The 25,910-nt window shown below is 63.6% G+C and carries 22 protein-coding genes, 1 other RNA gene and 1 pseudogene; 9 read left to right on the top strand and 15 right to left on the bottom strand.

The annotated features are described in order from the left end of the window. Positions 1-72: 72 nt before the first annotated feature. The 4 genes from AC5QPF_RS22110 to hemN all read left to right on the top strand — a co-directional run bounded on the left by AC5QPF_RS22110 (position 73) and on the right by hemN (position 4,892). Positions 73-2,526 carry a heavy metal translocating P-type ATPase metal-binding domain-containing protein gene (locus AC5QPF_RS22110; protein ID WP_494959888.1) on the top strand — a complete coding sequence of 818 codons (2,454 nt, stop codon included), beginning with the start codon at positions 73-75 and terminating at the stop codon, positions 2,524-2,526. Between the two features lie 9 nt (positions 2,527-2,535). Beyond that, positions 2,536-2,751, top strand: coding sequence for a cbb3-type cytochrome oxidase assembly protein CcoS (gene ccoS / locus AC5QPF_RS22115; RefSeq protein WP_494959889.1), 216 nt, complete (start codon positions 2,536-2,538; stop codon positions 2,749-2,751). Beyond that, positions 2,744-3,427 carry an urease accessory protein UreH domain-containing protein gene (locus AC5QPF_RS22120; RefSeq protein ID WP_494959890.1) on the top strand — a complete coding sequence of 228 codons (684 nt, stop codon included), beginning with the start codon at positions 2,744-2,746 and terminating at the stop codon, positions 3,425-3,427. The genes ccoS and AC5QPF_RS22120 overlap by 8 nt, the downstream gene beginning before the upstream one ends. An 82-nt stretch (positions 3,428-3,509) precedes the next feature. Continuing rightward, complete coding sequence (gene hemN / locus AC5QPF_RS22125; RefSeq protein WP_494959891.1) at positions 3,510-4,892, top strand: oxygen-independent coproporphyrinogen III oxidase; 1,383 nt, start codon at positions 3,510-3,512, stop codon at positions 4,890-4,892. Positions 4,893-5,053: 161 nt separating this feature from the next. Here hemN and AC5QPF_RS22130 read toward each other — a convergent pair whose 3' ends face one another. After that, entirely contained in the window at positions 5,054-5,440 is a 387-nt protein-coding gene (locus AC5QPF_RS22130) for a hypothetical protein (protein WP_494959892.1), read from the bottom strand. Between the two features lie 229 nt (positions 5,441-5,669). Here AC5QPF_RS22130 and fnrA point away from each other — a divergent pair, with 229 nt between their 5' ends. Together fnrA and AC5QPF_RS22140 are read left to right on the top strand one after the other, a co-directional pair. Continuing rightward, a complete protein-coding gene (gene fnrA, locus AC5QPF_RS22135; protein ID WP_330074187.1) occupies positions 5,670-6,404 on the top strand; it encodes a Crp/Fnr family transcriptional regulator FnrA in 735 nt (244 codons plus the stop codon). A gap of 56 nt (positions 6,405-6,460) precedes the next feature. Beyond that, positions 6,461-7,009: an adenine phosphoribosyltransferase gene (locus AC5QPF_RS22140; RefSeq protein ID WP_494959893.1), complete on the top strand. Its 549-nt coding sequence runs from the start codon at positions 6,461-6,463 to the stop codon at positions 7,007-7,009. Positions 7,010-7,110: 101 nt separating this feature from the next. Here the strand turns inward: AC5QPF_RS22140 and recR are convergent, their stop codons facing one another. From recR to AC5QPF_RS22160, 4 genes are all read right to left on the bottom strand, one after another. Next, positions 7,111-7,713, bottom strand: coding sequence for a recombination mediator RecR (recR, locus tag AC5QPF_RS22145; protein ID WP_494959894.1), 603 nt, complete (start codon positions 7,711-7,713; stop codon positions 7,111-7,113). 96 nt (positions 7,714-7,809) lie between these two features. Then, positions 7,810-8,136, bottom strand: coding sequence for a YbaB/EbfC family nucleoid-associated protein (locus tag AC5QPF_RS22150; RefSeq protein ID WP_075802553.1), 327 nt, complete (start codon positions 8,134-8,136; stop codon positions 7,810-7,812). A gap of 60 nt (positions 8,137-8,196) precedes the next feature. Next, positions 8,197-10,266, bottom strand: coding sequence for a DNA polymerase III subunit gamma/tau (gene dnaX / locus AC5QPF_RS22155; protein ID WP_494959895.1), 2,070 nt, complete (start codon positions 10,264-10,266; stop codon positions 8,197-8,199). 205 nt (positions 10,267-10,471) lie between these two features. Then, on the bottom strand, positions 10,472-10,933 hold the full coding sequence (locus AC5QPF_RS22160; RefSeq protein ID WP_494959896.1) for a DUF2938 family protein: 462 nt from the start codon (positions 10,931-10,933) through the stop codon (positions 10,472-10,474). Between the two features lie 85 nt (positions 10,934-11,018). On the opposite strand from AC5QPF_RS22160, the gene AC5QPF_RS22165 reads away from it, so the two are divergent. Then, the gene (locus AC5QPF_RS22165; RefSeq protein WP_494959897.1) at positions 11,019-11,396 is read left to right on the top strand and encodes a MerR family transcriptional regulator; all 378 of its coding nucleotides are present in this window, start codon (positions 11,019-11,021) and stop codon (positions 11,394-11,396) included. A 128-nt stretch (positions 11,397-11,524) separates the two neighbouring features. On the opposite strand, the gene AC5QPF_RS22170 is transcribed toward AC5QPF_RS22165, so the two are convergent. Both AC5QPF_RS22170 and AC5QPF_RS22175 read right to left on the bottom strand, forming a co-directional pair. Further along, positions 11,525-11,911 carry a Rap1a/Tai family immunity protein gene (locus AC5QPF_RS22170; protein ID WP_494959898.1) on the bottom strand — a complete coding sequence of 129 codons (387 nt, stop codon included), beginning with the start codon at positions 11,909-11,911 and terminating at the stop codon, positions 11,525-11,527. Between the two features lie 17 nt (positions 11,912-11,928). Further along, positions 11,929-12,852, bottom strand: a complete 924-nt coding sequence (locus AC5QPF_RS22175) for a LysR substrate-binding domain-containing protein (RefSeq protein WP_494959899.1) — start codon at positions 12,850-12,852, stop codon at positions 11,929-11,931. A gap of 102 nt (positions 12,853-12,954) precedes the next feature. On the opposite strand from AC5QPF_RS22175, the gene AC5QPF_RS22180 reads away from it, so the two are divergent. Together AC5QPF_RS22180 and AC5QPF_RS22185 are read left to right on the top strand one after the other, a co-directional pair. Continuing rightward, positions 12,955-13,707, top strand: coding sequence for an SDR family oxidoreductase (locus tag AC5QPF_RS22180; RefSeq protein ID WP_494959900.1), 753 nt, complete (start codon positions 12,955-12,957; stop codon positions 13,705-13,707). Positions 13,708-14,060: 353 nt separating this feature from the next. Continuing rightward, positions 14,061-15,572: a phospholipase effector Tle1 domain-containing protein gene (locus tag AC5QPF_RS22185; RefSeq protein WP_494959901.1), complete on the top strand. Its 1,512-nt coding sequence runs from the start codon at positions 14,061-14,063 to the stop codon at positions 15,570-15,572. A gap of 148 nt (positions 15,573-15,720) precedes the next feature. Here AC5QPF_RS22185 and AC5QPF_RS22190 read toward each other — a convergent pair. The 8 genes and pseudogenes from AC5QPF_RS22190 to AC5QPF_RS22225 form a co-directional block, all read right to left on the bottom strand. Then, positions 15,721-16,092: pseudogene (locus AC5QPF_RS22190) on the bottom strand (HDOD domain-containing protein); the annotation flags it as partial. An 84-nt stretch (positions 16,093-16,176) separates the two neighbouring features. Continuing rightward, positions 16,177-16,437 carry a hypothetical protein gene (locus AC5QPF_RS22195; RefSeq protein WP_494959902.1) on the bottom strand — a complete coding sequence of 87 codons (261 nt, stop codon included), beginning with the start codon at positions 16,435-16,437 and terminating at the stop codon, positions 16,177-16,179. Between the two features lie 65 nt (positions 16,438-16,502). After that, positions 16,503-17,054, bottom strand: a complete 552-nt coding sequence (locus AC5QPF_RS22200; protein ID WP_494959903.1) for a hypothetical protein — start codon at positions 17,052-17,054, stop codon at positions 16,503-16,505. Between the two features lie 223 nt (positions 17,055-17,277). Beyond that, an RNA gene (ffs, locus tag AC5QPF_RS22205) (signal recognition particle sRNA small type) lies at positions 17,278-17,374 on the bottom strand. Between the two features lie 325 nt (positions 17,375-17,699). Next, positions 17,700-20,057: an NAD-dependent DNA ligase LigA gene (gene ligA / locus AC5QPF_RS22210; RefSeq protein WP_494959904.1), complete on the bottom strand. Its 2,358-nt coding sequence runs from the start codon at positions 20,055-20,057 to the stop codon at positions 17,700-17,702. A 312-nt stretch (positions 20,058-20,369) separates the two neighbouring features. After that, positions 20,370-21,242 carry a cell division protein ZipA gene (gene zipA, locus AC5QPF_RS22215; RefSeq protein WP_494959905.1) on the bottom strand — a complete coding sequence of 291 codons (873 nt, stop codon included), beginning with the start codon at positions 21,240-21,242 and terminating at the stop codon, positions 20,370-20,372. A 200-nt stretch (positions 21,243-21,442) separates the two neighbouring features. After that, entirely contained in the window at positions 21,443-24,931 is a 3,489-nt protein-coding gene (smc, locus tag AC5QPF_RS22220) for a chromosome segregation protein SMC (protein WP_494959906.1), read from the bottom strand. A 2-nt stretch (positions 24,932-24,933) separates the two neighbouring features. Then, positions 24,934-25,593: a GntR family transcriptional regulator gene (locus tag AC5QPF_RS22225; RefSeq protein ID WP_494959907.1), complete on the bottom strand. Its 660-nt coding sequence runs from the start codon at positions 25,591-25,593 to the stop codon at positions 24,934-24,936. Positions 25,594-25,910: the final 317 nt, after the last annotated feature.

Consider the following 25,910-nt stretch of genomic DNA (forward strand, 5'->3'; position numbering starts at 1 on the left):
GTTCACAAATCCTGTGGGAGCTGGCTTGCCAGCGATTGGGGTCACCACCGAAAGACCTGCGATAAGACAGTCATGACCACCCCCACGCCTTGCTACCACTGCGCCCTCCCCGTCCCCGCCGACAGCCGCTTCACCGCTGTCGTGCTCGGCGAGCCACGGCACTTCTGCTGCCCCGGCTGCCAGGCCGTGGCCGAGGCCATCGTCGCCGGCAAGCTGGAGAGCTACTACCAGCACCGCAGCGAAGCCAGCGCCAACCCCGAAGCGCTGCCCAAGCAATTGCAGGACGAACTGGCCCTGTACGACCGCGCCGACGTCCAGCAACCCTTCGTCCGCCACGAAGGCGAACTCGCCGAAACCACCTTGCTGATCGAAGGCATCAGCTGCGCCGCCTGCGGCTGGCTGATCGAGAAACACCTGCGCGCGCTGCCCGGCGTCGTCCAAGCGCGACTGAACCTGTCCAACCACCGCCTGCTGGTGAACTGGGCCGACAGCCATTTGCCGCTGTCCCGGCTGCTCGCCGAACTGCGCCAGATCGGCTACGCCGCCCACCCTTACCAGGCCGACCGCGCCGCCGAGCAACTGGCCAGCGAAAACCGCACCGCCCTGCGCCAACTGGGCGTCGCCGGCCTGCTGTGGTTCCAGGCGATGATGGCGACCATGGCCACCTGGCCCGAATTCAACATCGACCTGAGCGCCGAGATGCACACCATCCTGCGCTGGGTGGCGATGTTCCTCACCACCCCCATCGTCTTCTACAGCTGCGCGCCGTTCTTCAAGGGCGCCGCCCGCGACCTGCGCACCCGTCACCTGACCATGGACGTCTCGGTATCCCTGGCCATCGGCCTGGCCTATGTCGCCGGGATCTGGACCGCCATCACCGGCAGTGGCGAGCTGTATTTCGATGCGGTAGGCATGTTCGCCCTGTTCCTGCTGGCTGGCCGCTACCTGGAACGCCGCGCCCGCGAGCGCACGGCAGCAGCCACCGCGCAACTGGTCAACCTGCTGCCGGCCTCGTGCCTGCGACTGGATGCCACCGGCAACGCCGAACGCATCCTGCTGCGCGAACTGCAGATCGGCGACCGCATCCAGGTCCAGCCCGGTGCCGTGCTGCCGGCGGACGGGCGCATCGTCGAAGGCCAATCGAGCATCGACGAATCGCTGCTCACCGGCGAATACCTGCCCCACCCGCGGCAGAGCGGCGACCAGGTCACCGCCGGTACCCTCAACGTGGAAAGCATGCTGACCGTGGAAGTCCAGGCCCTCGGCCATGACACCCGGCTGTCCGCCATCGTTCGCCTGCTGGAACGGGCCCAATCGGAAAAACCGCGCCTGGCGGAAATCGCCGACCGCGCCTCGCAATGGTTCCTGCTGTTCAGCCTGGTGGCCGCCCTCGGCATCGGCCTGCTCTGGTGGCAGATCGATTCCGGACGGGCCTTCTGGATCGTCCTCGCCATGCTCGTGGCCACCTGCCCCTGCGCCCTGTCCCTGGCTACCCCGACCGCCCTCACCGCCGCCACTGGCACCCTGCACAGCCTCGGCCTGCTGCTGACCCGCGGTCATGTGCTGGAAGGCCTGAACCAGATCGACACGGTGATCTTCGACAAGACCGGCACTCTTACCGAAGGCCGCCTGACCCTGCGCGCCATCCGCCCGCTGGCCGACCTCGACGCCGACCACTGCCTGCGCCTTGCCGCCGCCCTCGAAAACCGCTCCGAACACCCCATCGCCCGCGCCTTTGGCCGCACCGTCGCCGTGGCCGAGGCAGTGCAGAGCACGCCAGGCCTGGGTCTCGAAGGCCAGGTGGAAAACCGCCAACTGCGTATCGGCCAGCCGGCCTTCGTCTGCCAACTGAGCGGCGCCGCCCTGCCCGTCATGCCGGACGAGCCCGGCCAGTGGCTGCTGCTCGGCGATGCCCAGGGCCCACTGGCCTGGTTCGTCCTCGACGACCGCCTGCGCCATGACGCCGCCGACCTGCTCGACGCCTGCCGCGCCCGTGGCTGGCAGACCCTGCTGCTGTCCGGCGACAGTTCGCCGATGGTGGCCAGCGTCGCCGCCGAACTGAAGATCGACCAGGCCATCGGCGGCCTGCGCCCGGACGACAAGCTGCAACACCTGAAAACCCTGCAGGCCGAGGGCCGAAAGGTGCTGATGCTCGGTGATGGGGTCAACGACGTGCCGGTACTAGCTGCCGCCGACATCAGCATCGCCATGGGCTCGGCCACCGACCTGGCCAAGACCAGCGCCGACGCCGTGCTACTGTCCAACCGCCTCGACACTCTGGTGCAGGCCTTCGGCCTGGCCCGTCGCACCCGCCGGATCATCATCGAGAACCTGTGTTGGGCAGCGCTGTACAATGGCCTCATGCTGCCGTTCGCCGCCCTCGGCTGGATCACACCGGTGTGGGCGGCGGTCGGCATGTCGGTCAGTTCGCTGATCGTGGTGCTCAACGCCCTGCGCCTGACCCGGCTGCGCGGCACAGCGCCGGCGCACAGCGCGTCCGCCACCCGGCAACCCGCGACGGCCTGAGGAGACAACATGCCCGCGCTCTACGTGATGATTCCCGCCGCCCTGGTCCTGGTCGGCATCGCCATCTATATCTTCTTCTGGGCGGTGGACAGCGGTCAGTACGAGGACCTCGAAGGTCCGGCCCACAGCATCCTCTTCGACGACCAGGACCCCAAGCACCAGGCCGCCGTGAAAGGCCAGGACAACGTCGAGGACGACCAGAAAGAGCCCCCTGCCCGTGGTTGAACTGCTGCCCCTGCTGGGTTCCGCGCTGATCCTCGGCCTGCTCGGCGGGGGTCACTGTCTGGGCATGTGCGGCGGCCTGATGGGCGCCTTGACCCTGGCGATCCCGCCGGAACAGCGCGGCCGCCGCCTGCGCCTGCTGATCGCCTACAACCTCGGCCGCGTGCTCAGCTACGCCAGCGCCGGCCTGCTACTCGGCCTCGCCGGCTGGGCCCTGGCCGGGAGCCCGCTGGCGACAGGACTGCGTGTAATCGCGGCGTTGCTGCTGATCTGCATGGGCCTGTACCTCGCCGGCTGGTGGAGCGGCCTGACGCGGGTGGAAAGTCTCGGGCGCGGGCTGTGGAAGCATATCCAGCCGGTAGCCACGAGCCTGCTGCCGGTGTCCAGCCTGCCCCGCGCCCTGCTGCTTGGCGCCCTGTGGGGCTGGCTCCCTTGCGGCCTGGTCTACAGCACCCTGCTGTGGGCCTCCAGCCAGGGCAATGCGCTGCACAGCGCCCTGCTGATGCTGGCCTTCGGCCTCGGCACCTGGCCGATCCTGCTGGCCACGGGCCTGGCCGCCGAGCGTGTCACCGCCCTCCTGCGCCGGCGCGGCGTGCGCGTGGCGGGCGGGCTGCTAGTGATCCTGTTCGGCCTGTGGACCCTGCCGGGGCCGCACCAGCACTGGCTGATGGGTCACTGAAGCGCGCTTGATGCAAATCAACACAGATGTACGTGGCGCTCCCTAGACTCCGGACACTGCCGTAATTCCCGGGAATGCCACCATGCACGATGCCCTCCAATGGGACGCCGCCCTGATCCGCCGCTACGATCTGGCCGGTCCGCGCTACACCTCCTATCCGACCGCGGTGCAACTGCACAGCGAGATCGGCTCCTTCGACCTCCTCCACGCCCTGCGTGACAGCCGCCGCGCGGCGCGCCCGCTGTCCCTCTACGTGCACGTGCCGTTCTGCGCCAACATCTGCTACTACTGCGCCTGCAACAAGGTCATCACCAAGGATCGCGCCCGCGCCCAGCCGTACCTGCAGCGCCTGCAACAGGAGATCCAGCAGATCGCCTGCCACCTCGACCCCGGGCAGACGGTCGAGCAACTGCACTTCGGCGGCGGCACCCCGACCTTCCTCAGCCACGTCGAACTGCGCGAGCTGATGGCTCACCTGCGCCAGCACTTCAATCTGCTGGACGACGACTCCGGCGACTACGGCATCGAGATCGACCCGCGCGAAGCCGACTGGTCGACCATGGGCCTGCTCCGCGAGCTGGGCTTCAACCGCGTCAGCCTCGGCGTACAAGACCTCGACCCGGCCGTACAGCGGGCTATCAATCGCCTGCAGAGCCTGGAACAGACCCGCACCATCATCGAAGCGGCGCGCACCCTGCAATTCCGCTCGATCAACCTCGACCTGATCTACGGCCTGCCCAAGCAGACCCCGGAAGGCTTTGCCCGCACCGTCGACGAAGTGATCAAGCTGCAGCCGGACCGCCTCTCGGTGTTCAACTACGCGCACCTGCCGGAGCGCTTCATGCCGCAGCGGCGCATCGACGCCAGCGACCTGCCGGCCCCGGCGGCCAAGCTGGAGATGCTGCACGCCACCATCGAACAGCTGACCCGCGCCGGCTACCGCTACATTGGCATGGACCATTTCGCCCTGCCCGACGACGAGCTGGCCATCGCCCAGGAAGAAGGCACCCTGCAACGCAACTTCCAGGGCTACACCACCCACGGGCATTGCGACCTGATCGGCCTGGGCGTGTCCTCCATCAGCCAGATCGGCGACCTGTACTGCCAGAACAGCAGCGACCTGACCGAATACCAGAACGCCCTCGACGCTGCACAACTGGCCACCAGCCGCGGACTGATCTGCAACCAGGACGACCGCATCCGCCGGGCGGTGATCCAGGACCTGATCTGTCATTTCGAGTTGAGTTTCGAGCGTATCGAAAGCCTGTTCACCATCGATTTTCGCGGCTACTTCAAGGACCTGTGGCCGGCGCTGGAAGGCATGGCCAAAGATGGCCTGATCGAACTGCGCAACAACGGCATCAGCGTGCTGCCGGCCGGCCGCCTGCTGGTGCGTTCGGTGTGCATGGTGTTCGATACCTACCTGGACCTGACCAATCGCCAGCGTTTCTCGCGGGTGATCTAGTGTGGTGTTTTGCAAATACGACCAATAAGTCGCGAGTGATTTTTGCGCTCAGGCAAGACGGCGCGACGAGTCGTAGCCCAGCTACGGCGAGGAGCGACAACGCAGCATGAGTGCAAAAAGCGCCGCGAGTTATGGTCGTTATTTGTGAAACACCACACTAGTCAGGCAGCGAGGAACTTCATCGCCTTGTTCACATCGTCAGGGCTGAGGTCGGCCTGGCTCATGGCCCGGACCAGACCGAAGTTGAGGGTATTGAGGGAGGCGGACAAGGCACTGACCCGCGCTTGGAGCGCTGCGGTCTTCTTCTGCATTTCAACCGGATCGAGGGAGCGATCGCGCATCAACGCCTGGAGCTGGCGGCTGGCCTCGGCCAGTTCCTTTTGCAGTTTGCGAATCATCTTGAGCAACTGACGAACGGACTCCGGCAACCCGCTTTCGTCGATATCGGTATCGGCCTGGTGTTTGCTGGAGACTTCCAAGCCCTTGAGGGACAGCTCGACGCGGATTCCCTCGGTGGACGATGCACTCCGGGCCGAAGCCTCTGCCACGGGGCTTGTGCGGGTATCGGCCGGACTGGCAGGAAGCGTCTGGCGAGTCGTTTTACTGTCGACGGTCAACATGGCCGGGCCTGCCTGGAGAGATGATTCATGTCGTTTTATCGGCTTCGAAGCCGCGAACTTGAGCGAAAGCCGCACCAAGACAGAGCAAGCTGGCCTACAGTAGCCCGGCTGGGTTACCCTTGCGTTCTATGTGTGCTTTCCCACAAGGATCGATGAAATGTCTGAGCCAGTTAAACTGCGCCCTCACAACCAGGCTCATTGCAAGGATTGCAGCCTGGCGCCACTGTGCCTGCCGCTGTCGCTGAACCTGGAAGACATGGACGCACTGGATGAAATCGTCAAACGCGGGCGACCCCTGAAAAAAGGCGAATTTCTGTTTCGGCAGGGCGACAACTTCGGCTCTGTCTACGCAGTACGTTCCGGTGCCCTGAAAACCTTCAGCCTCAGTGACGGTGGAGAGGAGCAGATCACCGGCTTCCACCTGCCCAGCGAACTGGTCGGCCTGTCCGGCATGGACACCGAAACCTACCCGGTGTCGGCCCAGGCCCAGGAAACCACCTCGGTGTGCGAAATTCCCTTCGAGCGCCTGGACGAGTTGTCGGTGCAACTGCCGCAGTTGCGCCGCCAGTTGATGCGAGTGATGAGCCGTGAGATTCGTGACGACCAGCAGATGATGCTGCTGCTGTCGAAGAAAACCGCCGACGAACGCATTGCCACCTTCCTGGTCAACCTGTCGGCGCGCTTCCGTGCCCGTGGCTACTCGGCCAACCAGTTCCGCCTGAGCATGTCGCGCAACGAGATCGGCAACTACCTGGGCCTGGCGGTGGAAACCGTGTCCCGCGTGTTCACCCGCTTCCAGCAGAACGGCCTGATCGAGGCCGAAGGCAAGGAAGTGCGGATCGTCGACCCGATCCAGCTCTGCGCGCTGGCCGGTGGTGCGCTGGAAGCCTGACTTCAGCGTTAAACGGGTATACTGACGGGCGTTTTGCCCACCAGGATACCCGTTCCATGCCCAGCGAAAGCTTTGATCTGAAATCCCTCATCCGCCCGGTCGTGGACTTTCCCAAGCCCGGCGTCATCTTCCGTGACATCACCCCGCTGTTCCAGTCGCCCCGGGGCCTGCGCCATGTCATGGACCAATTCATCGAGCGTTATGTCGAGGCCGAGTTCAGCCATATCGGCGCGATGGATGCCCGTGGCTTCCTGATCGGCTCGATCATCGCCCATGAGCTGAACAAGCCGCTGATCCTGTTCCGCAAGCAGGGCAAGTTGCCGGCGGATGTGATCAGCCAGGGGTATCAGACCGAGTACGGAGAAGCGTTCCTGGAAGTGCATGCGGACAGCCTGTGCGAAGGCGACCAGGTGCTGATCTTCGATGACCTGATCGCTACCGGCGGGACCTTGCTGGCGGCGGTGAACCTGGTGCGGCGCATGGGGGCTGCGGTGTTCGAGGCGGCGGCGATCATCGACCTGCCAGAGCTGGGTGGATCGCAGAAGCTGGTCGAGGCCGGGGTACCGACGTTCTGCCTGACCGAGTTTTCGCTCAGCGAATACTGACAGGAAGCACCGCGAACAGTGTGAGCGGGTTCACCCGCGATTACGATAGTGAATTCACCACCGCAATCGCGGGTGAACCCGCTCCCACAGGGTCCTGCGCACTACAGGGAAATGGGCTTCCGGCCAGCGAACGAGTGCGCCAGAGTCCCGCCATCCACCAGTTCCAGCTCCCCGCCCAGCGGCACCCCATGGGCGATCCGCGATGCCACCAACCCTTTCTCCACCAGCAACTGCGCGATGTAATGCGCCGTCGCCTCGCCTTCCACCGTCGGGTTGGTCGCCAGGATCACCTCGGTAAAGGTCCCCTGCTCCTCGATCCGCGCCATCAGCTGCGGAATGCCAATGGCCTCAGGCCCCAGCCCGTCCAGCGGCGACAGATGCCCCTTGAGCACGAAATAGCGCCCGCGATACCCGGTCTGCTCCACCGCATACACATCCATCGGCCCCTCCACCACGCACAGCAGCGTGTCGTCCCGGCGCGGGTCGGCGCATTGCGGGCACAGCTCCTGCTCGGTCAGGGTGCGGCACTGACGGCAGTGCCCGACCCCTTCCATGGCCTTGGTCAAGGCCTCGGCCAGGCGGGTGCCGCCGCTGCGGTCGCGCTCAAGCAGTTGCAGGGCCATGCGCTGGGCGGTTTTCTGACCCACGCCCGGCAGGGTGCGCAGGGCATCGATCAACTGGCGGATCAGGGGACTGAAACTCATGGTAATGGGCCTGGCAAATCAACGAATGGGGAGAAACGACGATGGGAGCAACGACCTCGCGGCCGCGCTCCCACCGGGATGTAACGGAATGCCGTCTTAGAACGGCATCTTGAAGCCTGGAGGCAGCTGCATGCCGGCAGTCATGCCGCCCATTTTTTCCTGGCTGCTCTGTTCGACCTTGCGCACCGCGTCGTTGACGGCGGCGGCGATCAGGTCTTCCAGCACTTCCTTGTCTTCCTGCATCAGGCTGTCGTCCAGGCTGATGCGCTTGACGTCATGACGACCGGTCATGACCACGCTGACCAGGCCGGCGCCGGATTGACCGGTCACTTCGGCGTTGGCCAGTTCTTCCTGCATCTTGGCCATCTTTTCCTGCATCTGCTGCGCCTGCTTCATCAGGCCGGCCATGCCACCTTTCATCATGAGAATCACCTCGGTAGTTGTTGGACGCACCGCGCACGGAGCGCGGCGCTGGATATACGGTTACTCGCCCTGGGTCACCACGGCGTCGACAGGTTCAATAGTATCGTGGCGCACGCTGGCACCGAACTTCTGGATCATCTGCTGGATGAACGGGTCGTTCTCGATCGACTCCTCGGCCTCGCGCTGGCGGTTGGCCCGCTTGCGCGCCGCGGCCTGGGCCGGGGTTTCCTGCTCGGGGCGGATCAGCTCGATGCTCAGGTTGAGCGTGCGGCCAAGGTGCTGGTTCAGGGCCTCGTTCAGGCGCCGTTGCTGGGTGGCGTTGAACAGGGCGCTGTGGTTCGGGTCCAGGTGCAGCAGCCAGTTGTCGCCCTCGGCAGAGATCAGCGTGCAGTTGGCGGCGATGCTGCCGGTCATGCCGGAAATCGGCAGGTGCGGATACATCTCCAGCCATTGCAGGGCCAGGCCGGTGGCCGGCTGCGCGGCGGGCTCGGGTTCCGGCTCGGCGGCCGGCTCGTCAGAGAGTTCGGCAGCGTGCTCGGTGGCCAGTTCGTCCAGGTAGCTGAAGCCGGCCGGATCGAGGTCGCTCGGGTAGTAGTCGTCGTCCGGTGGTGGCTCGTCGTCGCGGTCCATGCCGGCGGGGCTGTAGGCGTGGTCGTCCAGTGGCGGTTCTTCACGCGGGGCGACCGCCTGCGCGGCCTCAGGGGCCGGAGTGGGTTCAGGCTGTGGTGCGGCGACTGGCGCGGGGGCCGGGTCTTCCCAGGGCAAGTCGATGACTTCCGCGACGGGCTCGGGCTCCGGCGCGGCTTCGACCACAGGCTCGGGTTCTGGCACAGGTTCCGGTTCCGGTTCGGGCTCAGGAACCGGCGCAGGGGCCGCCTCGACGACTGGAGCTGGAGCTGGAGCTGGAGCTGGAGCTGGAGCTGGAGCTGCCGCAGGCTGGGCAACTGGCGCGGCGACCGCAACCGGGGCCACCGGTGCCGGGGAATCAGTCGTGGCCTGGCTGATCCCCACTGGCTTTAGCGTCGTGCCCGGGGCATCGCCGCTGTCGGCCGGACGGAAGGCCAGCATGCGCAGCAGGACCATTTCGAAGCCGCCGCGCGGATCCGGCGCCAGCGGCAGGTCGCGGCGGCCGATCAGGCCCATCTGGTAGTAGAACTGCACATCCTCGGCCGGCAGGGCCTGGGCTAGCGCCAGCACCTTGTCGCGGTCGCCGTGGCCGTTATCCACCGCTTCCGGCAGGGCCTGGGCGATGGCGACGCGGTGCAGCACGTTGAGCATTTCCGAGAGCACGCCGTTCCAGTCCGGGCCCTGCTCGGCCAGATGGCGCACGGCTTCGAGCAGCGCGCGGGCATCGCCGTCCAGCAGGGCCTGGAGCACGCCGTAGACCTGGCCGTGATCGAGGGTGCCAAGCATGGCGCGGACATCGGCGGCGAGCACCTTGCCTTCACCGAAGGCGATGGCCTGGTCGGTAAGGCTCATGGCATCGCGCATCGAACCGTCGGCGGCGCGGCCGAGCAGCCACAGGGCGTCGTCCTCGAAGGGCACGTTCTCCACGCCCAGCACATGGGTCAGGTGCTCGACCACGCGCTCGGGGGTCATGTTCTTCAGGGAGAACTGCAGGCAGCGGGACAGGATGGTCGCCGGCAGTTTCTGCGGGTCGGTGGTGGCGAGGATGAATTTTACGTAGGGCGGCGGCTCTTCCAGGGTCTTCAGCAAGGCGTTGAAGGAGTGGCTGGAAAGCATGTGCACTTCGTCGATCAGGTAGACCTTGAAGCGCCCGCGGCTGGGGGCGTACTGCACGTTGTCGAGCAGTTCGCGGGTGTCCTCGACCTTGGTCCGGCTCGCGGCGTCGATCTCGATCAGGTCGACGAAACGGCCCTCGTCGATCTCCCGGCATACCGAACAGGTGCCGCAGGGGGTCGAGGTGATACCGGTTTCGCAGTTGACGCACTTGGCGATGATCCGCGCGATGGTGGTCTTGCCCACGCCGCGGGTGCCGGTGAACAGATAGGCGTGGTGCAGCCGCTGGTTGTCGAGCGCGTTGATCAGGGCCTTGAGCACATGGGTCTGGCCGACCATTTCGCGGAACGAGCGCGGACGCCATTTACGTGCAAGAACCTGATAACTCATGAAAAACGTCGCAACCTGAACGAGCCGGGAGAAGACCGCTAATGCTAGCGGAGCGGGGGCAAAATTGCATCCTGCCATTCTGGATCGGGCCGTGATTGCCCCTGAAGGCGGCGCGGACCTTGTGGGAGCGGGTTTACCCGCGATTACGGTAGTGGGCCCGCCATCGCCATCGCGGGTGAACCCCCACAGGGTTCGCGGCGCTCAGTCAGAGAAGGTTGGCAGCCAGATACAGCCCGCAACCGAACACCGCGTGGGTCATCAAGCTCCGCAACCGGTTCCGCCAGGGCGTCGGCGTCCGGCTGGCAAAGAGCCCCGCCCCCATGGCCGGCTGCATCACACACCAGGGCGCCAGTACCGTGATCAGGCCAAAGATCAACGCAGGCCCCAGCGTCGGTGCCTGCAACCAGCCCTCCCCGACGATCATCACCAAACTGGCAGCGAACAACAGCCCGACGGCGTAATGCAGCCCCCAACCCCAGGCCAGCTCATGGGCGATCGGTTCAGCCTTGGCGATGGCCGGCTGATAAACCTGCCCGCGAACCACATGTCCAGCCCAGCGCCCGAGCATGGCGTAGTTCAAGGTGGCGATACCCAGCCGCTTGAGCAACAGCGTCCACAGGTCCATGACCAGCGTGGCCCCGACCCCTATAAACAGAATGGAAAGCATGACGAAAACCCTCGGCACATTGACGAAAAACCACTATGCCGAGCACGATAGAAGTTGAAGTCAACTTCAAGTCAAGGATTTGAACATGGACATCGCCGACGTCGCCAAACGCACCGGGGTACCGGCTTCCACGCTGCGTTACTACCAGAAGATCGGTCTGCTCCAGTCACTGGCCGGGGCGGGACAGCGGCGGCAGTTTGCGGCGGATGTCGAGGATCGCCTGGCGCTGATCGCCCTGGGACAGGCGGCGGGGTTTTCCCTGGAGGATGTGGGCGCGATGCTGGTCAATCTGCAGGTGGACCGGCAGAAGCTGCTGGAGCGGGCAGACGAGATCGATGCTCAGGTGAAGCGCTTGCAGGCGATGAGCAAGGGGTTGCGGCATGCGGCGGAGTGTCCGGAGGAGGATCACCTGGCGTGCCCGACGTTTCGACGGTTGATGAAGGTGTCGCTGGCGAAGCGTTAGCTCGAGGGTGTTGCTGATGACCTCATCGCGGGCAACGCCCGCTCCCACAAGATTCAGGGTCGGCCTCCCGCCGCGATTGGACTGTGCCCCAAATATGGGACACCTTTGCCTAATCCATGCGGCACTGATCAGCGGCAGGGATACTCGGACTTGAGCGCGAGCATTGTTATCAGCGCCGCGTCCTTCTTCACCTCGTCAGGATGGTCATCCAGGAACTTCACGACAGCCTGCACTCCCATAGCCTCTTCATAGCTGGCAGGCAGACATACCTTGGCGTGATCGTTCTTCAGCCAGCCTTCGAGGTATTGCAGCGATGCACGAACCCCATGCACGACACCCACGCAGTAGCCCATGGCGGCGGCATCATAGTTTGCCTCTACCGGCTTTCCATTCCAGTAATTCAGGAGCCCCCTGCACGATTTGAAGAACTTCATCCCGCCCTCAACATCCGCGGCGAGTACCGTCCCATTTGCCAGCGCCCCAGCCAGCAGCACCATTCCCATCCATGCCTTCATGATGAAATCCTTTCGAATTAGCCGGGCATGCTACAACGCCACACCGGCTCTGCAAGGTGCTCATGGAAAAAGTCCGAAAGCGCCCTGATCTTCGCCGGCCGCGTCCGCGCCGATGGCGTCACGAAGTACAGCCCTCCCCGCGTCATGCTCCACTCCGGAAGGATCCTCTCCAGACGCCCATCCGCCAGGTACTCGCTGGCGATGAACTCGGGCAATTCCGCGATGGCGAGCCCTTCGAGCAATACCGGAATCATGGCATCGGAGTTGGTGACCCGCAGCGGCCCGTTGGGCACCACGTCCTCTTCAGCCCCGGAGGCATCGGTAAAGCGCCACACCTGGCTCCGGGCGCGGTAGGCATAGCTGAGACACGGCGCATCAACCAGATCCCGAGGATGCTGCGGACGACCGTGCCGCTCCAGGTAGGCCGGCGACGCCACCAGCACCTGCGTGACGGCACACAGACGCCGGGCCACCAGCGAGGAATCCGGCAACGCCGCAATCCGCAGCGCCGCATCGAAACCCTCCGCAACCAGGTCCACTGAGGCATCGGACAGGTGCAGATCGATGGACAGCTCGGGGTACTGGCGAATCAGCTTCGGCAGCAAGGGCGCCACCCACCTCAGCCCGAACGACATCGGCACCGCCAGCCGCACCTGACCACGGGGTTGCACCGACAACTCCATGGCCTCCCCTTCGACCTCCTCGGCCTGGCGATAGATCTCGCTGGCCTTCCCGACCATGCCGTGCCCGAACTCGGTCAACGACAACTGCCGCGACGTGCGATTGAACAGCCGCCCGCCCAGGCGCTCTTCAAGCCGGGCAACCGCCCGTGAAACCGTCGGCACCGACACCCCCATGACCCGCGCTGCCGCCGCGAACGAGCCTTCTTCGGCCACCTTGGCGAACATCGCCAGCCCCTCAAAATCCGGAAGCTTGCTCATTTCATTTCTGCAACGATGAGTTTCAAACGATTCTATTTTGGTTTTTCCTGATCGTCGATAGGCTTCTCTCACCGAAACAAACAACCCCTTGGAGAAGCAATCATGAGCAACAAACTTGAAGGCAAGATCGCAATCGTCACCGGCGGCACCAGCGGCATCGGCCTGGCCACCGCCAAGCTCTTCGCCAGCGAAGGCGCCACCGTCTACGTCACCGGCCGTCGCCAGGCCGAACTGGACGCCGCCGTCGCGCAGATCGGCAACGCCACCGGCGTGCAGGTCGACTCCTCGAAGGTGGAGCAACTGGACGCCCTCTATCAACGAGTGAAGGCTGAACACGGCCGCATCGATGTGCTGTTCGCCAACGCCGGTGGCGGCTCGATGCTGCCGCTGGGCGAGATCACCGAGGCGCACTACCACGACACCTTCGACCGCAACGTAAAGGGCACGCTGTTCACCGTGCAGCAGGCGCTGCCGTTGCTGGCGCCACAGGCTTCGGTGATCCTCACTGGCTCCACCGCCGCCAGTTCCGGCACCCCGGCGTTCAGCGTGTATGCCGCGTCCAAAGCCGCTATCCGCGCCTTCGCCCGCAACTGGATTCTGGATCTGAAGGACCGCAATGTGCGGGTCAACACCATCAGCCCGGGGGCCACCCGTACTCCAGGCCTGGTCGAACTCGCCGGCCCCGATGCCGCGCAACAGCAAGGCCTGCTGGACTACCTGGCTTCGCAGATCCCGCTGGGGCGCGTTGGTGAGCCGGAAGAGATTGCCAAGGCTGCACTGTTCCTGGCGTCCAGCGATGCGAGTTTCGTCAATGGGGCGGAGTTGTTCGTGGATGGTGGTCAGGCGCAGATCTGAGCTGAAGCCGTTGGGGCCGCTTTGCGGCCCCAAAATCACTGACTGACCGGCATTGAATACTTTCATCAAGCAACGAAGTCGGCGAACTCCATGACCTGGGGGACGCCTCCGCGCATAGCGCTGGCCCCCTGATGGCGCATTGCCTTTACCGCGTCTACCTTGATCCTTACCAACGTGCAAAACCCACGACAGGTGTCGCAGCTCGACTGCAGTAGTCGGTCCGTTGGATGGCGTTTCACGAGCATGGATGCATTGGATTGCCTGCTGGTGACTACCGCTCCATGGAAGGTCCGGCCGGCTTGTCCAATACAGGGCCCCAGGACCAAACAGGAAACTTGGCGTTCGAGGCCCCTATGCGCAAGACCTTGCTGCTGATCATCTGCACCCTGACAGGATGCTCAACTCCCCCGCAGTACCTCGCACCAATGAGCGAGAGCGTTTCAACCGCCGTACCGGCCTCACAGAGAGTCAAAAAGGATCCCGATAAGGTACTGGTCCAGAAAGCTCGGGGCTGTCCCGGCGTCGATACGTTTCCTTTCAGCAAGCCGGACGACGCCTACGAGAAGGTGCGGGCACGCTGGGCGCTGCTCAACTGCCTGCACAAAGGACCCGAGCCGCGCAAGCTGGTGGTTCTGCTGGACGGCACCGCCAACGACAAGGAAGACTCCACCAACATCTGGCGTCTATACAACCTGGCCCTGTCCAGCTCCCTCGCGGACAAGAACAGCCCTGACAGCTCCAGGGTGATTCCGTTCTATGACAAAGGCGTCGGGACGGATCCCTATACTCCCGTCAGCGGCGCCATGTTTGGCGCCGGGGTGAACACGAACATTCGCCAGGGCTATCGCTTCCTGGCAGAGACCTATAAGCCGGGTGATCAGATCTATCTGTTCGGCTTCAGCCGGGGTGCGTTCACCGCACGCTCACTCAGTGGTTTCATCGAGTTCGCCGGTCTGGCAGAGCTCGACACGGTCAAACCTGACACGCTGGACAGCACCTTCATGCTGCGCTGGGCCGGCAACTTCCATCGCAAGATCCAGGGCATGTATCGCGTCTACAACAGGACCAATGACGGCAGCGCAACGTTCGAGGAGACACTTCGAACCGACCTCGAGACATATCGGCAAGACAAGGGCATCAGAATCCACGGCGACAAGCCAGGTGAGCCCAGGCCCGTGGTAGAAGTCATAGGCGTCTTCGACACGGTTCCGGCGATCGGCTTCGGACTCGATGAAGATCCTGACGGTCACCGCCTGGAGCTGTACGCCAAGCGGGGGTACCACGCGATGTCACTGGATGAGCAGCGCGACAGTTTCCGCCTGCAGCGATTCGGCGTCCCCCAGTACGACTATCAGCAACTTGAAGAGGTCTGGTTCGCGGGTGCCCACGCGGATGTGGGCGGGGGATACTCCAAGGGATTCGACGCCTCCATGTGTGCGAAAAACCTGGACCCGGAGGCAGCCGACCCCGTAGGTCTCGAAGCGACGCCGCTGCGCTGGATGTTGGAGCAGGTCAAGGATCAGCGCCTGTTCGCAAGCACGGCGTGGCCCCAGGAATGCCTCAATGCCAGGCTGCACGACGAATACTTCGACGCCAGCGTCCTGCTCTCCCACTTCTATCAGAACGCAGGGCTGCTGAGACGCAAACCCGTCAACCACGACAAGGTCCATGGAAGCGTCCTGGCGCGTATGAAATTCTGCGCATTACCCAACCATCACCCCAAACGGGAGCCTTCGCAAAAGTACCACCCCACCAACCTGGGGCACGACCCGGAAAAGACGTTCACCATCGTCAATCGCTACATCGTTTCCGCAGATCCCTGCCCACCATCCACGCAGGATGTCGCGATCTCCCCGGGTCGGTGACGAGGTTTGAGAGCAAACATCCTCGATCGTAGAGTCCAGTTCCAGCGCAAGTCTTGGGCCATTTTCTGATTAGCCACAAGCTTGCGCTGGAACTCGGGACATTCGGATTGAACCTCGTAGGCTCATCGGGAAAAGAGTGTCGCGATGATCAGGCGAGAAAGTCGGCAAACGCCTTGTCCTGCTCCAGCACCACCGGCAACTTCTCGAACAACCCATCCAGATCCACGCCTTCGAACAACGGCCCACCCAACGCATTACGTGCCTCCACTCCCGGCCCGCCGTGCTGCTCCAACGCATCACAAATTTCCATGGCCTGGGCAATGATCCGCGCATATGGCTGCCCATCCGGCGCCTGATGTGGCTGCGCCTGATAGCGAATCGCCGACTGGATGGTCTGCGGCAGGTTCCAGCGCTTGCCCAGTTCCGCGCCGACTTCCGGATAACCGAAGCCTAGCTGCTGGGTTTCGCTGGCGGCGCGATTGGTGGTCCCGCTGGCGCCCTTGATCCGCGCGGCATACTCAGAAAAAAGGGGACAGATTTATTTTTCCAGCCGAAAAATAAATCTGTCCCCTTTTCTTTTAACACGAAGGGGTGATATCAAAAATCAAGCACTCTGCTTTGCATCGGGCTTAGACTCTTTTTGACGAGCCTTGATACTCTTGATCCATATGCCTTTCGTCTTCTTACCGACGAGTGGACCAACAAACTCTTGATCGTCGGAACCACTGAAGGTGAAAGAATAAAACTCACCACGAGCAGCAGCGTAGTCTTTAATTCGACGCGAAATCTCAGCAATATCGATTTCTTTCGGCTTTTGCTTTGATTTTCTGTTCAGCCCCACGAAACGGGCAGTGAGCTTTGCCATATGAACCTCCTACCTCGCTCCTCAGTGTCCACCCTACGCCAATCACCAGCGGCGGTCAAAACAACCTACCTAATCGCCTTCACAAGCAGTTTATCTCTCGGTGGGCTTCCACGGGCCATACGCTTCCGATCATTGAAAATCCGCCCGTACCCCAAGCGTAGGTAATAATCCACGACCAAGGGCAACGGATTCGATACGGAGACGTGGGTAGCGCCCAATGAGGCAGCAAATAATTCAGCATGAAACATCGCGACTCCCAGGAAGACTTTCTTCAGTGGGTGCTCAGGATCCGGTGATGCTTCAACGTACATCACATTGACATTCACACGTGACCGGGAAATCGTGGCAACCATCAAGCCACAAAGCTGATCACCGCAATAGAATGAGGCATCCATACGCTTGGCAGTCCGTCGGATCCGGCGCATCAACTCTCGCCACCCCCACGTGACTTGGCATGCGGGGTGTTGACGCCACAGCTCCGTTGCCAAGATTTCCGCTTCCTCGATCGAACCCAGCGAAATTTCGACCCCGGCACGCTGACTCAAAACTGGTGCGATCAAGGGAAAGGCGATCTCAGCATGCTCGACGTATCGCGCGCGTATTTGTCCGAGCTTCAAATTGACCACCCTGTTCCTATGAAGCGCGAATTCTATCCTGTTGCACCAAGCACCGAACAACACCGAAAATGCAACGCGGTATTAAAATGAAATCGGCCACTGGAATAGAACGATTACAAATCACAGGAAAATGAGCCCTCAGATAAACGGGCGCATAAAGAAGGGGCAAAGCGACGAGATAGAGGCCCTGAAACGACTTTTCAGACCCCAGAAATGGAGGCGGCCCCACCAGCCACACCCCGGCACACAATGTTCCCGCTGTGGCTGCTCCCTTCCGGGCCTGACCAGGTTTACGGGTAATCGTTGCGGGGGGACCGATGGGGCCACCATAACGCGGCTCGTCAGGTGACGAGCCGCGCTATTGTACCGGTCTGCGGCAGAGTTACAACCTTTGAGTGAGAAAAAATCATCATTTCTCAAGGACTTGTCCGAAGCGAGGGACTAGCTGCGCGTCTTTTGGCAATTGATGGCGAAGCTGTCGGAGAGCCTGAGCGCCAGTTGTGTCAGGCTTACCGAAATGAAGGCTGATTGTGAGGGCGGCGAACCACCGCAATCAGGAGGCTGAATTCACCGACGCAATCGCTGGCAAGCCAGCTCCCACAGGGGTCCGCGTCGCCCATGGGAACGCGGACACCGCGAGGGACGTTAGAGGGCGATGCCCTGCTCCGCCAGAAACTCGATGAACGCATCCTCATCCAGCACCTTGACCCCCAACTCATTGGCCTTGGTCAGCTTGGAACCCGCTCCAGGCCCTGCCACCACGCAGTGGGTCTTGCCCGAGACCGAACCCGCCACCTTGGCTCCAAGGCTTTCCAGCTTGTCCTTGGCGATATCGCGACTCATGCGCTCCAGGGTGCCGGTGAGCACCCAGGTCTGGCCGGCCAGGGGCAGGCCTTCGGCAACCTTCTTCTCGCTGGTCCAGTGCATGCCGAATTCCAGCAGTTGCGCTTCGATGGCGCGAGCCAGGTCACGATTGGCTTCGATCAGGAAGAATTCGCGCACCGCTTCGGCCTGCTTGGCCGCCAGGGCCTGGCGCAGGTCGATGCCGTCGGCGGCGAAGATGGCGTCCAGGCTGTCGAGCTTGGCCACCAGCTTTTCCGCGCCGGTCGGGCCGACGGAGGAAATATCCAGCTTGGCGATCAGGCCAGCCAGGGTGGTGCTGCGGGCGAACTCGGCCGCGACCTCGCCTTCGTCCTGCAGGACCATGCCGCAGTCCAGCAGTTGCTGGATGACGCTGCGGTTGTGCTCGTCTTCGAAGAAGTTGTGGATCTCGTGCGCCACTTCCAGGCCGATGTCCGGCAGGTAGGTGAGCACCTGCGGCAGGGCCTTCATCACCCGTTGCAGCGAGCCGAGGGAGCGGGCCAGGACCTTGGCAGTCTCTTCGCCCACGTCAGGGATGCCGAGGGCGTAGATGAAGCGCGCCAGGCCCGGGCGCTTGCTGGCTTCGATGGCGGCCAGGAGCTTGTTGCTGGACACTTCGGCGAAGCCTTCGAGCTCGACCACCTGCTCGAAGGTGAGGCGGTAGAGGTCGGCCGGCGAGGCGATGAGCTTTTCGTCCACCAGTTGTTCGACGCTCTTTTCGCCCAGGCCGTCGATGTCCATGGCGCGGCGGGAGACGTAGTGGATGATCGCCTGCTTGAGCTGCGCCGCACAGGCCAGGCGGCCGACGCAGCGGTACACGGCGCCTTCGCTGACGGTTTCCTTGCCCTTGCTGCGCTTGACCAGCTGGGTGCGCTCGACCTGGGAGCCGCACACCGGGCATTCGGTGGGGATCTGTACCGGGCGCACGGCCTCGGGGTCGCGGCGCTCCAGGACCACTTGCATCACTTGCGGGATGACGTCGCCGGCGCGGCGGATGATCACGGTGTCGCCGATCATCACGCCCAGGCGGGCAACTTCGTCCATGTTGTGCAGGGTAGCGTTGGCCACGGTGACGCCGGCGACCTTGACCGGCTTGAGCCGCGCCACGGGGGTGACGGCGCCGGTGCGGCCGACCTGGAATTCGACGTCGAGGACTTCGGTGAGCTCTTCCATCGCCGGGAACTTGTGGGCGATGGCCCAGCGCGGTTCACGGGCGCGGAAGCCGAGTTCGCGCTGCGAGGCGAGGCTGTTGACCTTGAACACCACGCCGTCGATCTCGTACGGCAGGTCGTTGCGGCGGGCGCCGATGTCCTGGTAGTAGGCCAGGCATTCCTCGATGCCGGCGGCATGCTTGAGCTCGCGGCTGATGGGCATGCCCCAGGCCTTGAGCTGTTCGAGGATGCCGATGTGGGTGTCGCCCACCGGCGCCGAGACCTGGCCGATGCCGTAGCAGCAGAATTCCAGCGGGCGGCTGGCGGTGATCTTCGAGTCGAGCTGGCGCAGGCTGCCGGCGGCGGCGTTGCGCGGGTTGGCGAAGGTCTTGCCGCCGATTTCGGCCTGGGAGGCGTTGAGCTTTTCAAAGCCGGCCTTGCTCATGAAGACTTCGCCGCGCACTTCCAGCACGTCCGGCCAGCCTTCGCCTTGCAGCTTGAGGGGGACGTTGCGGATGGTGCGCACGTTGACGCTGATGTCTTCGCCGGTGGTGCCGTCGCCGCGGGTGGCGCCCTGGACGAGCTGGCCGTTGCGGTAGAGCAGGCTTACGGCGAGGCCGTCGAGCTTGGGCTCGCAGCTGTAGTCGACGGGCGCACCGCCGCCGAAGAGGTCGCCGGCGGGGAGGTCGAGGCCTTCGGTGACGCGGCGGTCGAATTCGCGCAGGTCGTCTTCTTCAAAGGCGTTACCGAGGCTGAGCATGGGGACTTCGTGGCGGACCTGGGTGAAGGCCGCCAGGGCCGCGCCGCCGACGCGGCGGGTGGGCGAGTCCTCGGTGACCAGTTCCGGGTGCTCGGCTTCCAGGGCCTGGAGTTCGCGGAACAGGCGGTCGTACTCGGCGTCCGGCACGCTGGGCTCGTCGAGGACGTAGTAGCGGTAGTTGTGCTGGTCGAGTTCGGCGCGCAGTTCGAGGATTCGGGTTTCGGCGTTCATGGTTCGGGGTCTCTTGCGGTGCGGAAGAGCGGCCGGGTGGAGAGTCAGTTGTGGAGCCAATCCATATGGCGGCGCGGACCTTGTAGGAGCGGATTTATCCGCGATCGGCGGCGAAGCCGTCGTAAAACCTGAGTCCCGGATCTGCCTGACACACCCGGGACTCAGGTTTTATGGCCGCTTTGCGGCCAATCGCGGATGAATCCGCTCCCACGCCTATTGCGGCGTTTCCATATAGCACAAAGGGCCGCTATGCGGCCCCAAGGTTCAACTGACTGGCATCCACCAGCCTACTCTTGCGTGTTTCTATTCTTTTCAGCGCTTCTGGGTCAGGGCACGGCGTTCGAATTCGACGATGCGCTGGCGATAGTGCTCGATGGTCTGGGCGGTCAGCACGCTGCGCTGGTCGTCCTTCAATTCGCCATCCAGCTCATGGGCCAGCTTGCGCGCCGCTGCCACCATCACGTCGAAGGCCTGCTTCGGATGACGCGGGCCCGGCAGGCCGAGGAAGAAGCTCACGGCACGGGTGCTGAAGTGGTCGATGTCGTCCAGGTCGAACACGCCCGGCTTCACGGCGTTGGCCATGGAGAACAGGACTTCGCCATTGCCGGCCATGCTTTCGTGACGGTGGAAGATGTCCATCTCGCCGAAACGCAGGCCGCTTTCCAGGATGTTCTGCAGCAGGGCCGGACCCTTGAAGCCGCCTTCGTCGCGGGAAATCACGCTGATCACCAGCACTTCCTCGACCGGTGGCAATTCTTTGCCCTCGGCAGCGGTGCCGTAGCCGGTAGTGGTGGTGCGCGGTTTTTCCGCCGGGAAATCGTCGTCGGCATCGGCGAACAGGTCAGGCTCGCGCGGTTCGGCGCTGAGGTTCAGGTCGCCCTGCTGTGGCTCGTTGCCACGCTTGCCGCGCTTGTTGTTCTTGCCCGGCTTGGGCTCGCGCGCCGGGGCGCTCATCGACGGCAGGTCGTCCTCGTCGAGTTGCGGCTCCTGGTGCGTATCCAGCACGCGGGACGGGCCGAGCACTTCGGCATTGTTCTCTTCGTCGGGAAGATTGGAGAAACTGCGATCCAGACGGAATTTCAACTTGCCCTTGCCACCGCGCATGCGGCGCCAGCCGTCGAAGAGAATACCGGCTATGACAATGATGCCGATGACGATCAGCCATTCGCGCAGACCGATTTCCATGTAATCCCGTGCCTCTGTAAAAAATGCTGAAAAATAAAAGGGTTAAAACCCTTTAAAACGTGGCGCCAACTCTATGTTCTGACTGACGTTTTACCCACGCACGAAAAATTGACATTAAGCTAGCACGACCAAAGATAACTTTACACCGTCTGTCACCATTGACAGGCCATTTGCTCGAAGATCGTGCGCTTTTTCCTGTTTCAGGCGTCGACCATGGCCATCGCCTCCTCCACATCCACCGCCACCAGCCGCGAGCAGCCTGGCTCGTGCATGGTCACGCCCATCAATTGATCAGCCATTTCCATGGCGATCTTGTTGTGGGTGATATAGATGAACTGAACCGTTTGACTCATCTCTTTCACCAGTCGCGCATATCGGCCGACGTTGGCGTCGTCCAGTGGCGCATCGACTTCGTCGAGCATACAGAACGGCGCGGGATTCAATTTGAAGATGGCAAATACCAAAGCCAGGGCCGTCAGCGCTTTTTCACCGCCGGAGAGCAAATGAATGGTGCTGTTCTTCTTGCCCGGCGGGCGCGCCATGATCGTCACCCCTGTATCGAGTAGATCTTCGCCCGTCAGTTCCAAGTACGCGCTGCCACCACCGAAAACTTTCGGGAAAAGTGCCTGTAATCCGGCATTTATCTGATCGAAGGTATCTTTGAAGCGGTTGCGGGTTTCTTTGTCGATCTTGCGGATGACGTTTTCCAGAGTGTCCAGGGCTTCCACCAGGTCGGCGTCCTGGGCGTCGAGGTAGCGCTTGCGCTCGGACTGCTGCTGGTATTCCTCGATCGCTGCCAGGTTGATCGCGCCGAGGCGCTGGATGCGGGCGTCGATGCGTTCCAGCTCGGCTTCGGCTTCTTGCTCGCTGGCACCCTCGGCCAGGGTGGCGAGCACGCCGTCGAGGTCGTAGCCGTCGGCGTGCAGCTGTTCGTGCAGGGTCTTGCGGCGCACGCTGAGGCCCTGCCATTCCAGGCGATGGCTTTCCAGCTGGCCGCGCAGCAGTTGCGATTGTTGCTCGGCCTGGGTGCGGCGCTTTTCGGCGTCGCGCAGTTCGCGGTCGGCGTCTTCCATGTGCAGGCGGGCCTGGCGCATTTCCTCGTCGACGCTCATGCGCTTTTCCAGCAGCTCTTCGAGCTTGAGGCGCAGCTCTTCCAGCGGGGCCTCGCCTTCCTCCAGGTTCAGCGTCAGTTGCTCGCGTTTCTCGGTCAGGCGTTCGGATTGCAGTTCCAGGCGCTCAAGGGCCTGTCGGGTGGAGTCGTGCTGGGCACGCAGCGATCCGAGGCGCACGGCGAGCTGATGGGCATGATCCTTGTGCTGGCGGGCTTCCTGGCGCACGCGGTCGAGGTGTTCGCGCAGGCCGTCGCGCTGGGCCAGGAGCAGTTCGCGCTGCTCGGTGTCCTGGGCCATCAGGTCCAGGGACTCTTGCAGGATCAGGCGCGACTCGCCCAGTTGCTCCTGCTCGACGGCACGCTGCTCGGCGGCTTCGGCCAGTTCGTCTTCGAGACGCTGGCGGCGCAGGTTGAGCTGTTCGGCGCGGGCCTTGCCAGCGGACAGCCTGGCCTTGAGTTCGCCTTGCTGGCGGGCTTCGTCCTGGGCGCGGCGGCGCAGTTGCTCGCGGCCGTCTTCCAGTTGGCGCTGCTGTTCGCGCAGGTCGCCCAGTTGCTCGTCCAGTTGGGCAAGACGGGCTTGCTGTTCTTCCTGCTCCAGGCCCAGGCGTTCCAGCTCCTGACCACGGGCCAGCACACCGCCCTGGGCATCGCTGGCGCGGCTGACGCGGAGGAAGTGCCGACCGACCCAGTAGCCGTCGCGGCTGACGAGACTTTCGCCATCGCCCAGTTGAGCGCGCTGGGCCAGGGCCTGGTCGAGGGTTTCCACTGGCCGTACGCGACCGAGCCAGGGCGCCAGGTCCACCGCGCCTTCAACCTTCTCCAGCAGGCTGCCGGGCAGGCGCGGCGCACCGGCGGCGACATCCAGCAGGCGCAGTTCGCCCTGGTCGAAGCCGTCGAAGCTCAGGCCGTTGAAGCCATCCACCAGCACGGCCTGCAGATCGGCGCCGAGCACGGTTTCCACCGCCAGTTCCCAACCCGACTCGACCCGCAAGCCTTCGGCCAGACGCGGACGCTGTTCCAGGCCCTGCCCGCGCAGCCACTCGGCAGCGCCGCTACCGGGTTCCAGCGCAGCCTGTTGCAGGGCTTCCAGCGAGGCCAGGCGGCCGCCCAGACGTTGCAATTCGCCTTGGGCCTGCTGCTGGGCCTGGGTCGCCTGTTGCAGTTGCTCACGCAGCGCGTCGAGACGCTCCGCGGCGTGTTGTTCTTCCAGTTGCAGGTCTTCCAGCACCAGTTCGCTGCTGGCCACCTGTTCGGCGAGTTCGAGGATCGCCGCGTCTTCCGGGTCGGCGCTGAGCTGGTCGCGTTCCTCGCCGAGCTTGCGCTGGCGTTCGGACAGGCGTTCCAGGCTGTGTTCCAACTGCTGGATCCGCGACTGCTGCACCTCGGCCTGACGCCGAGGCTCGGCGGAGCGCGAGTTGAAGCTGTCCCATTGCTCCTGCCAGCCGTGCATGGTGGTCTCGGCTTCTTCCAGGGTCGCCGCGGCTTCCTCGGAGGACGCCAGGGTCATTTCCTGTTCCGGCTCGAGCATTTCCAGCTCTTCGGAGAGGGTCGCCAGCAAGGTGCGGTCGTGGCCCAGGTGGGATTCGGTTTCCTGGCGCGAGCGCTCGGCTTCCTTGAGGTCGTCCTGCAACTGGCGCAGGCGCTGCTGGCCGTGCTGGATGCTCTGTTCGATGCGGGCGATATCGCCGCCCACCGAGTAGAAGCGGCCCTGCACCTGGTTGAAGCGCTCGGACAGCTCGTGGTGGCCGTCGCGCAGGCGCTCGATGCTGGCGTCGGCGTTGCGCTGGTCGGCGACCAGGGCTTCGAAGGACACTTCCTGGTCGCCGATCACGCTTTCGCGCTGGCGCACCTGCTCATCCAGGGCGCGCCAGCGCAGGGCCGACAGTTGCGCCTTGAGCTGGCGCTCCTCGGCCTTGTATTCGGTGTATTTCTCCGCTGCCTGGGCCTGACGGTGGAGGCGTTCGAGCTGGCGCTCCAGCTCCTCACGCAAGTCGGTCAGGCGCTCGAGGTTTTCCTGGGTGCGGCGGATGCGGTTCTCGGTCTCGCGGCGGCGCTCCTTGTACTTGGAGATGCCGGCGGCTTCCTCGATGAAGTTCCGTAGTTCTTCGGGCTTGGCCTCGATCAGCTTGGAGATCATGCCCTGCTCAATGATCGAGTAGCTGCGCGGCCCCAGGCCGGTGCCGAGGAAGATATCGGTGATATCGCGGCGGCGGCACTTGGTGCCGTTGAGGTAGTAGGTGTTCTGCGCGTCGCGGGTGACCTTGCGCCGGATCGAGATCTCCGCGTAGGCGGCGTATTCGCCCACCAGGGTGTTGTCGCTGTTGTCGAACACCAGCTCGATGCTCGCCTGGCTCACCGGCTTGCGGCTGGTGGAGCCGTTGAAGATGACGTCGGTCATCGACTCGCCGCGCAGGTTCTTCGCCGAGCTTTCGCCCATCACCCAGCGCACCGCGTCGATGATGTTGGACTTGCCGCAGCCATTGGGCCCGACCACGGCGGCCATGTTGCTGGGGAAGTTGACGGTGGTCGGGTCGACGAACGACTTGAAGCCCGCCAGGCGGATGCACTTGAGGCGCATGGTCAGTCAGTCACCAGCGCGGCCAGCACCAGTTCGCAGCTGCGCGCGCAGTACTCGCCGAGCACCTCGCGGATCTGCACCAGGTCGCGGGCAATCACCGCCTGCAGCAGGCGGGCGAAGAGTTGCAGGAAGTCTTCCATCTGCGTCTTGCGCCGGTCGAGGGCCAGGTAGTGGGCACGGCTCATCGCCGGCTGCAGGTTTTCCACGGTCTCCTGCAGGTAAGGGTTGTTGGCGAACGGATAGGCGGCACGCATCACCGCGAAGCTTTCTTCGACGAAGGCCTTGATGTCCTTGCGTTCGCAGGCGGCCTGCAGGCGTTGCTGGATGGCGAGGAACGGGGCGAGGTCGGCCGGGGTCTTGTGCCCGGTGGCCACCGAGTTGCCCAGCAGGATGTACAGCTCGCCCATCAGCGCACAGAGGCTGCGCAGGTTGTGTTCGTTGAGCTCGGTCACATGGGCGCCACGGCGCGGCAGGATGGTCACCAGGTGACGGCGTTCGAGGATCAGCAGGGCCTCGCGCACCGAGCCACGACTGACATTCAGTGCCTGGGTGACCTTCTGTTCCTGGATACGCTCGGCAGGCTTGAGGACCCCACCGATGATCTGCTCGGCCAGGTGATGGGCAATTTGCTCGGAGAGGCTGTCCGGCGCCTTGAACGTCATGGTTTTCCTTCGAAATCGGTTAACGGCTAAAAACGCGGAAGTGTACCGCAAATGCCCTGCTGCCAGCATGAAGGCCGTCAACTGCGCGAAGCTTCCCTCCTAGGCTAGTAGAAGTAACGGCATGTTGCTTGCAGATGCTTAGGGCGTACCTACGCGATCCCAGGGCGCAGCCAGCCCACCATCTCCTACACTGAAATGCATGAAACCAAGGCATCGGACGACAGCGTGCGGAAAATTTCCTGACCCTTAGGTCAGAAAATCATTGACCGGAAAGTCAAGGCTGAATACATTCCGCCTCAGTCCGCTCAACAACAATA

The organism is Pseudomonas sp. Con_6, assembly GCF_059379395.1.

Coding starts and splice junctions, on each gene's coding strand:
- AC5QPF_RS22110 (WP_494959888.1), top strand. CDS start 73: ATGACCACCCCCACGCCTTGCTACCACTGCGCCCTCCCCGTCCCCGCC.
- ccoS (WP_494959889.1), top strand. CDS start 2,536: ATGCCCGCGCTCTACGTGATGATTCCCGCCGCCCTGGTCCTGGTCGGC.
- hemN (WP_494959891.1), top strand. CDS start 3,510: ATGCACGATGCCCTCCAATGGGACGCCGCCCTGATCCGCCGCTACGAT.
- fnrA (WP_330074187.1), top strand. CDS start 5,670: ATGTCTGAGCCAGTTAAACTGCGCCCTCACAACCAGGCTCATTGCAAG.
- AC5QPF_RS22140 (WP_494959893.1), top strand. CDS start 6,461: ATGCCCAGCGAAAGCTTTGATCTGAAATCCCTCATCCGCCCGGTCGTG.
- recR (WP_494959894.1), bottom strand. CDS start 7,713: ATGAGTTTCAGTCCCCTGATCCGCCAGTTGATCGATGCCCTGCGCACC.
- AC5QPF_RS22150 (WP_075802553.1), bottom strand. CDS start 8,136: ATGATGAAAGGTGGCATGGCCGGCCTGATGAAGCAGGCGCAGCAGATG.
- dnaX (WP_494959895.1), bottom strand. CDS start 10,266: ATGAGTTATCAGGTTCTTGCACGTAAATGGCGTCCGCGCTCGTTCCGC.
- AC5QPF_RS22160 (WP_494959896.1), bottom strand. CDS start 10,933: ATGCTTTCCATTCTGTTTATAGGGGTCGGGGCCACGCTGGTCATGGAC.
- AC5QPF_RS22165 (WP_494959897.1), top strand. CDS start 11,019: ATGGACATCGCCGACGTCGCCAAACGCACCGGGGTACCGGCTTCCACG.
- AC5QPF_RS22170 (WP_494959898.1), bottom strand. CDS start 11,911: ATGAAGGCATGGATGGGAATGGTGCTGCTGGCTGGGGCGCTGGCAAAT.
- AC5QPF_RS22175 (WP_494959899.1), bottom strand. CDS start 12,852: ATGAGCAAGCTTCCGGATTTTGAGGGGCTGGCGATGTTCGCCAAGGTG.
- AC5QPF_RS22180 (WP_494959900.1), top strand. CDS start 12,955: ATGAGCAACAAACTTGAAGGCAAGATCGCAATCGTCACCGGCGGCACC.
- AC5QPF_RS22185 (WP_494959901.1), top strand. CDS start 14,061: ATGCGCAAGACCTTGCTGCTGATCATCTGCACCCTGACAGGATGCTCA.
- AC5QPF_RS22195 (WP_494959902.1), bottom strand. CDS start 16,437: ATGGCAAAGCTCACTGCCCGTTTCGTGGGGCTGAACAGAAAATCAAAG.
- ligA (WP_494959904.1), bottom strand. CDS start 20,057: ATGAACGCCGAAACCCGAATCCTCGAACTGCGCGCCGAACTCGACCAG.
- zipA (WP_494959905.1), bottom strand. CDS start 21,242: ATGGAAATCGGTCTGCGCGAATGGCTGATCGTCATCGGCATCATTGTC.
- smc (WP_494959906.1), bottom strand. CDS start 24,931: ATGCGCCTCAAGTGCATCCGCCTGGCGGGCTTCAAGTCGTTCGTCGAC.
- AC5QPF_RS22225 (WP_494959907.1), bottom strand. CDS start 25,593: ATGACGTTCAAGGCGCCGGACAGCCTCTCCGAGCAAATTGCCCATCAC.